The following is a 7,843-nucleotide window of genomic DNA, read 5'->3' on the forward strand; positions in this document are numbered from 1 at the left end:
CCAAGTAGGGTTTAACTCTTGGTAATGCGTAATGAGAGGAATAAAGCGGGTGTTACAGAAGAGTCGGATCGGGTTCTAGGCCCATGATCTCACGACCAAAGATCTGAGCACACACGTCATAGTCGGTGTAGGCGTGGGCACAAGTAATATTGCTATCACGGAATAAGCGCTGTGCTTCTTTATCCAAATACCAGTTACTTGCCCCCATACTGCTGAACAGACGATTTACAGCTTCGACACACATTTTGATGACATAAGCTTGGTTTGTGCGCCACTCAGCTAATGTCGCACGATCTGGGTAACGATGTGCTTCTGCGTATTCAGCATGTTCATCCCACGTTTTTTCAAGGAAAGCACGGGCAGCCATAACTTGATGTGACGATTCGGCAATTCGTAAAATAGCAGGTGTCGCGGCTCCCACTCTGGCGCCTGTATAAGCGCGGATACGACCAGCGGTTGCTTCTTTGAAATGCTCTAGCATGCGTTCAGCAATACCAAGACCAATAGCTGAAAAACCAGAAGCAAAATAAGGGCGGTAAGGTGAATAGAAAATTTTGCTGTCAGGGTATAAGCCGAACCCACCTGATTTCCCTTCCATCATGTCTTTGGCTTTTTGAATACGATGTTCAGGGACAAACTTGTCTTTAATCACCAAGGTTTTCGTACCACTGCCTTTCATCGCGGCAGAATACCAGTCGTCATCGATGGTGTAATCCGTAGCAGGAATCAAAGCAAAACAATGATCTTTAGTGCCTCCAGCATTTTCACGTAAAAAACCACATAGTGCCCATTCTGCGTGTTCGCAGCCACTACTCCAACGCATGTCACCCGTAAAAATGACACCGCCTTCGGTTTCCTCATACCTACCAAAAGGCGCAATACTACTACTGGCTAGCGCATCGGTGTCACTGCTCCAAATATCGTCTTGAGCCTGTTTTGGGAAAAGTGCGATCTGATGGCTGTGAGTACAAAGCAAGCTAAAAGCCCATGCGGTACTAGCGCAAGCGCCAGCAAGGGCTGCGATGCAATCACCGAATTGCGGTAGAGAAATTTCGTGACCTCCGTATGCTTTAGGAAGAAAAGCTTTGTGCAACTCGACTTTTTTCAAAAGAGCGATATTTTCGGCAGGTACTTTTCTTAATTCTTCGGTTTCGCTGGCTCTTTGTGCGATTTCTGGAAGTACTTCTTTTAATGCGTCTAACATAGGGTTGTGACGTTTCATTTGGCTATCCTTTTATTTTTATTACTTAATTTCGACCAGTATCAATACTTAACGAGCACAAATGAATGTTCTTTTTAGACAAAGGTTAGGACTTTTCCAGAATCTCCATTATTTAGCCTCAAACAGATGTTGTTATATGAGGTGTTTGTTTGACGGGCCGATTGTCCACAAGAAGCGACTGTTGTTGTTTTTAAAATCAGTAAGAAGATAAATATTCTGAAAGTGGTTAATAGGTACGAGGGATAAAAAATGTCCCTTTAGGGACATGGAATACGGTGTTTGATGGGTGTAGCTTGGAAAATATCACCCAAAAGAGTAAATATGATGAAAAAAACTATAAATCAAACATGTAAGCTACTCGCAGCATCCGCTTTATTAAGCAGTGTCTTTGCCGGCACAGTGGCCATGGCTGCTGATTATCCTAACCGCCCCGTTAAGTTTATTGTACCTTGGCCACCAGGCGATCTAGAAGACGTGCTGACTCGCATTATTGCAGAGGAAATGTCTAAGGAAACGGGTGTACCGGCTACTGTGGTAAATAAGCCTGGTGGCGGTGGCGTATTAGGTGCAACGACGGTGGCTCAGTCTCGTCCCGATGGCAGCGTGATTGGCTCTTTTGTAGTGGATTTGTTGACCACACAAGTCGTTGGTGGCAACGCGCCTTACTCTGCCGACGCGTTTGTTCCAGTCGGTATCTTTCTCGATTACCCCTTCGTATTGGCCGTTAAATCAGACGCGCCTTACAACACTTTAGGTGAGCTTGCTGATTATGCCAAAAGCCATCAAGTCTCATTAGGTCATTTTGGTTATCAAGCCACTCCCACAGCAATTACTTTTAAAGCCGCTGACAAACTCAACTTCAAGTTTGCTTCCGATTCTGCGTTCGATGCTCTCGATTGTTCTACATTGGCCAATGGCGATGCGGATGTGATTAACACAACCACACAGTTAATCCTGCCTTGTTTAGATTCCAAAGAAGTGAAATTACTGACCTCTTTCACATACAACCGTTTAGTTATAAGTCCAGATATTCCAACCCTTAGCGAAGCGGCGGGCATTTCACAAACGTTGTGGAATGGTTTGTTCGTTAAAAAAGGGACTCCACAAGCCACCATCGACAAAATAGCATCCATTGCAGAACAGGCTTTGCAGCGGCCAGAAGTGCTAAAACTACAGGCAACAACAGGTGCTGGTGTGTATTGGACAAGTGCAGATAATGCCAAGAAGTTAGTCGAACATGACTATAAAAATGCTGAAGAACTTTCTAAATACGTAAACTGATCGTTAATAGTATAGAAGCCAACAGCGATGTTGGCTTCGGTCATTGGCAAACATAATAATAAACGGAGAGCACATGGCTTTAGATATCCTTAATCCAGCAACTAAACAGATTTATAAAACCATTGGAACTTCTACGGTAGACGATGTGCAGGTCGCGGTTGAAAACAGCAAAACCGCCTTTGTTACTTGGTCCGCAAAGTCCCATGAAGAGCGTGCAGAAGCGCTTCATGCCGTGGCGAATGCTATTAAAGCCGCCGGCGCAGAACTGGCCAGCATGGTGACATCGGAACAGGGCAAACCTCTTGGGTTAGCTCAGTTTGAAGTAGGCGGGGCGGTTGGTTGGACTCACTACAATGCGGCGCTAACCATGGAGCCGGAAGTTCTCGAAGACAGTCCAGAGCGCACGGTGGAAGTACATCGAATGCCGATAGGTGTTGTGGCGTCGATTACACCGTGGAATTGGCCATTAATGATTGCGATTTGGCACATTATGCCTGCATTGCGAGCTGGAAATAGTGTGGTTATTAAACCTTCTTCATTGACACCGATCAGCACGTTAAAGTTGGCCGACATTATTAACCAGCACACAATACCAAACTTGGTTCAGGTAGTGATAGGTGAAAAAGAAGTTGGTGAACCATTACTAACGCACCCAGATGTGAAAAAAGTGGTGTTTACTGGTTCCACTCCGGTTGGAAAGCGCATCGCACAACTGGTAGCAGGGGATTTGAAAAAAGTCACCTTAGAGTTGGGCGGTAACGACGCGGGTATTGTGTTAGAAAATGCCAACATCGACGCCTTGGCTGAAAAAATCTTCATGACGTCCTTCGTTAACATGGGTCAGACCTGTGCTTGTTTGAAGCGTCTGTACGTCCATCGCTCCAAATACGAGGCATTGTGTGATGCCTTGGTTAAGATTGCCGCTGCGCAAGTTGTAGGCGATGGTATGCAGTCGGGAGTGACTTTTGGCCCTGTGCAAAACGCCAGCCAGTACGAAAAAGTCAATGCCATGATTGCACAGGCGAAAGCCTCAGGTGCTGAGGTGATTGCGCCAGAATTACCAGCAGGACTTAACGGCTATTTCATTGCACCAACCATCATTAAAAACCCACCTATCACATTGGATGTGGTGTGCGATGAGCAATTTGGTCCTGTGTTACCGATCATTCCTTACGATGATCTTGAAGCGGTGATGGAAACAGCGATCCATAAAGAGTTTGCCTTGGGTGGATCTGTGTGGGGTGAGCCCAGTGAACAACTGGAATGGGTGATTAGCCAGTTAGATTCTGGGACTGTGTGGGTGAACAACCATGCCGAAGTCCTACCCCATGTTCCTTTTGGCGGCAACAAATCCTCTGGATTAGGCGTTGAATTTGGTATGGAAGGGTTATTGGAAAATACGGTTCGCAAGGTTATCAACCGAGCTAAATAAACCGTGAGCAATAAGAGAGCCACCTAAACGGTGGCTCTCTTGTTTGGAGCAAATACATGAACAATATTTTGTATGCGTCGGACCTCGAGAAGGGCAGTAGAGCTGTATTGCGTGCTGCCTTGTCACAAGCCATTATGTCCAACGCAAAAATTTTCTTTTTGCACGTGTCTGAGCAATTCCACCGAGGAAACGACGACAGCTTCGTTGGATTCAAAATAAAAAAATCCCAAGATGCCCATGCTGATTCATTAAAAGAAGAGCTGCGTGTTTATATGCGTCAACGTATCGAGCGTTTTATAGCCGAAGAGCTCAGCGACATTGCCTTCAGTGACGATCGTATTGAAATCGTCGTTCGCTTTGGGGAGCCGGCGAATAAAATTGTTGAAACAGTAAAGGATGTATCAGCGGACATGGTCGTGATGGGTGACCGAAGAGTGAACGCTTTATCACGCATGTTTCTTGGATCAACGGCACAAAAAGTCATCCATAACGCCACTGTGCCCATTTTGATTGTACCCATTTCAAAGGCAATTGAGAACGATGCGTTAGGGGGCGAAAATGGACATTGAAAACCGTAAATCAAGGTTGTTTTTTCTTATCATAGTGGTACTGAGCGCCTATCTTATAGTGTTTTTTCAGGATTACACAGTCGATGTTAAACGAAACCATGGCTGGTTTACTAAACCCTATGTGGCGCCATTGTTTGGTCTAGGCGTGCTGTTATTCTTTTCATTGATAAAGTTGATATTGGTGATAAGGCCGATTGAAGGTGAAAAAAGTCTGATCGAGAACTTAGCAGACAGCTTGACGCATCACCGCGTGGTCCTGATCACAGCCGTTTTATTTTATGTCTACATTAATGCCATTACCGTCATCGGATTTGTTTTATCGACTACCTTGTTTGTGTTGTCGATTGTGTGGCTAAGCCGTTTGTTATCCGTTCTGTGGGCTATTAATACTCTGGTGGCCGTCGCCATAATTACCTTGATATTCCGTGTTGGCGTAAACATCTGGATTCCTGATGTGGCCTTGTATGAAGCCCTGTTTAGCGGCGAAACCCTTTGGTTTATGAATAAATATTTTTAGAGAGTGAGCATGGATTTAATAGCATTAGGCATTAATGAAGTCTTTGGTAACGGTGTTATTTGGGCGGTTATTATTGGCGCACTGATTGGTGTAACAATCGGATCAATTCCAGGTTTAGAGCCTGCGGGTGTGATGGCCATTTTGTTGCCTCTAACCTTTACGATGGAGCCATTATTTGGTGTGACCCTGTTGTTGGGTGTGTATGGTGGTGCTTGGTATGGCGGTGCCATCCCCGCTATTTTAATGAATACGCCCGGTACCCCCGTGGCGGTATTAACCACCTACGATGGCTACCCCATGGCGAAAAAAGGTCATGGAAAAAAAGCTCTGTCGATAGCTTATACATCGTCTTTTTTTGGTGGCATCGTCAGTGTGTTGTCTTTGGTCTTTTTTGCACCAGCTTTATCACAGGTCGCAACCCTATTCGGCAGCGCTGAATTTGCCATGTTGGCACTTTTAGGGATGGTTTTCGTTGTATTAGCACACAATAAATACGCCTTAGAAGCAGCAGCCATGATTGGGCTGGGGATGTTTTTGGGCACCGTGGGTATTGACCGTTCTTACAATTCGCAAGTGTACACCTTTGATCAAGATTGGTTGTTAGCCGGTGTGCCTTTGGTGCCAGCCGTAATCGGCTTATTTGCCATGTCTCAAGGGTATGTTTTGATATCGTCCAAGGGAGGAGACTCTTTTAAAACCAAGTTAGAAGGCTCTGGTCGTTTTGAAGGCTTTACTGTTCTGATGCGTAACAAGGTTACGGCGATACGCTCAGCTATTTTGGGTGTTGTGATGGGGTTATTGCCTGGCGTTGGGGAATTTGGTTCACAGTTCTTTTCTTATACCTTGGCACAGAAGTTCTCGAAAAACCCAGATGAATTTGGCAAGGGTGCAGAGGCTGGTATTGTAGCATCAGAAACGTCGAACAATGCAGTAACTGCGTCGGTTCTTGTTCCTCTGTTAGCCTTTGGCATTCCTGCAGATGCTTTGATGGCCATGTTGTTGTCAGTCTTTATGGTACACAACTATACACCTGGCCCACGCCTATTTACCGAGCATCCAGAGTTTATCTCTGGCCTGTACGTTTCTTTGTTTATGATGAACGTGTTTATCTTTGTGTATTTAACGTTTGCGTCAAAGTACATTGTGAACATTACTCGCATACGTGGACGCTTTATTGGTTCACTGATATTTGTGTTGGGTTTTTTAGGCGCCTACAGTCAAAATTATCAGTTCAGTGATGCTTTTATTGCCTTAGGTTTTTCTATCATCGGCTATATCATGAAGAAAAATAATATTCCTGCAGTGCCCATTATTCTGGGGTTGGTGTTAGGTCCGGTTTTTCTAAATCGAATGCGTCAAGCGCTAGGGGTATCCAACGGGGAGTTCAGTATTTTCTTCGATCGTCCTATAGCCTTAACCTTGCTGTCAGTGACTGTGTTATCGATCGCGGTGTTTGTGTTTAGTAAAGTGCGTGACGCTCGCCGAGATTGATCTTTTTGTTGTAAGGTATTGATTGAAAATATCAAAAAGACCGACTGATTAGTGTTTTGTAAGAACACCATCAAGTCGGTTTTTTTTTGTTTGCCCAGCGACGCTGGCAGCCCCATCAGGCGAAACTAACTAGCCACTCATTTGCTCATTTACTGTGGGCAGTTGGGACAATGGGGCAACACTAGATGCCGCAAGCTTTACAGGGTGAATAAGAGGAAATTAAACTGCCCCAAGGAATGGGGCAATCGGGGATGCGGTAACAATCCTATCCGCACCAAAAATGCCAAACTTGCAAAAGTCCCAAATTGGGACTAACATCTTTTTATGAGAATTATCGCACTATCAACCTTAAAAACATTTTGGGAAGACAGCCCAGAATACATTGACGCTAAAGAGCCAACTTTAGCGTGGTATAGGCATGCATTAAACGCTGATTGGGGATCACCGTCGGATGTGAAACAGGACTTTAGAAATGCCAGCATCCTCAAAGATGGGCGTGTCGTGTTTAACATTGCCGGTAATAAATACCGGTTAGTTGTTTGGATCAATTATGCCTACAAGGTGGTTTACATACGGTTTATCGGCAGCCATGCACAATACGATAAAATTGATGTGCAAACGATTTGAAGTCAAAAGGTAGTAACAAGAGGTAAATATAATGGACATCAGACCTATTAAAACAGATGCCGACTACCGCGCGGCATTAAACGACATCGAAAACCTAATGATGGCGGAGCCTGATACCGTCGAAGGCGAAAAGCTGGACATTTTGGTTACGTTAGTTGAAGCCTACGAAGCAAAGTATTTCCCAATGGATTTGCCAGACCCTGTTGAGGCAATAAAGTTTGAGATGGAGCGCAAAGGATTAACGGTTAAAGACCTTGAACCCATGATAGGTAAAAGCAATCGTGTTTATGAAATCCTAAACCATAAGCGATCACTCACGCTAAAAATGATTTGGAAACTTCATGAAGGGCTAGGTATTCCAGCAGAGTCACTGATCAAGCCACCGCAAGTTCGCGCTTCATAGTGCTGCGAATCAAAATTAGTTTATTATGAATGACGCTCGCTACCCAAACATTTCGGCTATTGATAACAGGCTAGCTGAGCTTGAAAACGAAAAGCAGCAGCTTCTCGCATTAAGAGAGGCTTTGCGTAGCGCTCAAAACGAGCGTTCAGTACAGACATTCACGCCAGAACAAAAAGTCGCCCTACTCAGACAACGATTTCTTGACATCCTCCCCCACCTAGCTCCGCTTATTTCGGTGGGGGATTCCCATTACTTGGGCACACGTTAAATTGCTTTAACGGCAGGTTCCTGTTGCTGGCGG

General features: G+C 44.9%; 8 protein-coding genes. 7 read left to right on the plus strand and 1 reads right to left on the minus strand.

Annotated features, from left to right (window positions below; genetic code table 11):
• Nucleotides 1-52: 52 nt before the first annotated feature.
• Complete coding sequence (locus J9B83_RS14155) at nt 53-1,222, minus strand: p-hydroxyphenylacetate 3-hydroxylase oxygenase component (protein WP_211537475.1); 1,170 nt, start codon at nt 1,220-1,222, stop codon at nt 53-55.
• Nucleotides 1,223-1,543: 321 nt separating this feature from the next.
• On the opposite strand from J9B83_RS14155, the gene J9B83_RS14160 reads away from it, so the two are divergent.
• The 7 genes from J9B83_RS14160 to J9B83_RS14190 all read left to right on the plus strand — a co-directional run bounded on the left by J9B83_RS14160 (nt 1,544) and on the right by J9B83_RS14190 (nt 7,542).
• Entirely contained in the window at nt 1,544-2,503 is a 960-nt protein-coding gene (locus J9B83_RS14160) for a tripartite tricarboxylate transporter substrate binding protein (RefSeq protein WP_236037325.1), read from the plus strand.
• Between the two features lie 73 nt (nt 2,504-2,576).
• Nucleotides 2,577-3,935 (plus strand): aldehyde dehydrogenase family protein, encoded by a 1,359-nt coding sequence (locus J9B83_RS14165; protein ID WP_211537476.1) that lies wholly within the window; start codon nt 2,577-2,579, stop codon nt 3,933-3,935.
• A 56-nt stretch (nt 3,936-3,991) separates the two neighbouring features.
• Nucleotides 3,992-4,504: a universal stress protein gene (locus J9B83_RS14170; RefSeq protein WP_211537477.1), complete on the plus strand. Its 513-nt coding sequence runs from the start codon at nt 3,992-3,994 to the stop codon at nt 4,502-4,504.
• Nucleotides 4,494-5,021 carry a tripartite tricarboxylate transporter TctB family protein gene (locus J9B83_RS14175; RefSeq protein WP_211537478.1) on the plus strand — a complete coding sequence of 176 codons (528 nt, stop codon included), beginning with the start codon at nt 4,494-4,496 and terminating at the stop codon, nt 5,019-5,021. The genes J9B83_RS14170 and J9B83_RS14175 overlap by 11 nt, the downstream gene beginning before the upstream one ends.
• Nucleotides 5,022-5,030: 9 nt before the next feature.
• Nucleotides 5,031-6,512: a tripartite tricarboxylate transporter permease gene (locus J9B83_RS14180; RefSeq protein WP_211537479.1), complete on the plus strand. Its 1,482-nt coding sequence runs from the start codon at nt 5,031-5,033 to the stop codon at nt 6,510-6,512.
• A 324-nt stretch (nt 6,513-6,836) separates the two neighbouring features.
• Nucleotides 6,837-7,139 (plus strand): type II toxin-antitoxin system HigB family toxin, encoded by a 303-nt coding sequence (locus tag J9B83_RS14185; RefSeq protein ID WP_001219935.1) that lies wholly within the window; start codon nt 6,837-6,839, stop codon nt 7,137-7,139.
• Between the two features lie 31 nt (nt 7,140-7,170).
• The gene (locus J9B83_RS14190) at nt 7,171-7,542 is read left to right on the plus strand and encodes a helix-turn-helix domain-containing protein (RefSeq protein ID WP_211537480.1); all 372 of its coding nucleotides are present in this window, start codon (nt 7,171-7,173) and stop codon (nt 7,540-7,542) included.
• Nucleotides 7,543-7,843 lie beyond the last annotated feature (301 nt).

It is taken from the genome of Marinomonas vulgaris (genome assembly GCF_018145875.1).
Taxonomy (GTDB): Bacteria; Pseudomonadota; Gammaproteobacteria; order Pseudomonadales; family Marinomonadaceae; genus Marinomonas; species Marinomonas vulgaris.

Coding starts and splice junctions, on each gene's coding strand:
- J9B83_RS14185 (WP_001219935.1), top strand. CDS start 6,837: ATGAGAATTATCGCACTATCAACCTTAAAAACATTTTGGGAAGACAGC.
- J9B83_RS14180 (WP_211537479.1), top strand. CDS start 5,031: ATGGATTTAATAGCATTAGGCATTAATGAAGTCTTTGGTAACGGTGTT.
- J9B83_RS14175 (WP_211537478.1), top strand. CDS start 4,494: ATGGACATTGAAAACCGTAAATCAAGGTTGTTTTTTCTTATCATAGTG.
- J9B83_RS14155 (WP_211537475.1), bottom strand. CDS start 1,222: ATGAAACGTCACAACCCTATGTTAGACGCATTAAAAGAAGTACTTCCA.
- J9B83_RS14170 (WP_211537477.1), top strand. CDS start 3,992: ATGAACAATATTTTGTATGCGTCGGACCTCGAGAAGGGCAGTAGAGCT.
- J9B83_RS14190 (WP_211537480.1), top strand. CDS start 7,171: ATGGACATCAGACCTATTAAAACAGATGCCGACTACCGCGCGGCATTA.
- J9B83_RS14165 (WP_211537476.1), top strand. CDS start 2,577: ATGGCTTTAGATATCCTTAATCCAGCAACTAAACAGATTTATAAAACC.
- J9B83_RS14160 (WP_236037325.1), top strand. CDS start 1,544: ATGATGAAAAAAACTATAAATCAAACATGTAAGCTACTCGCAGCATCC.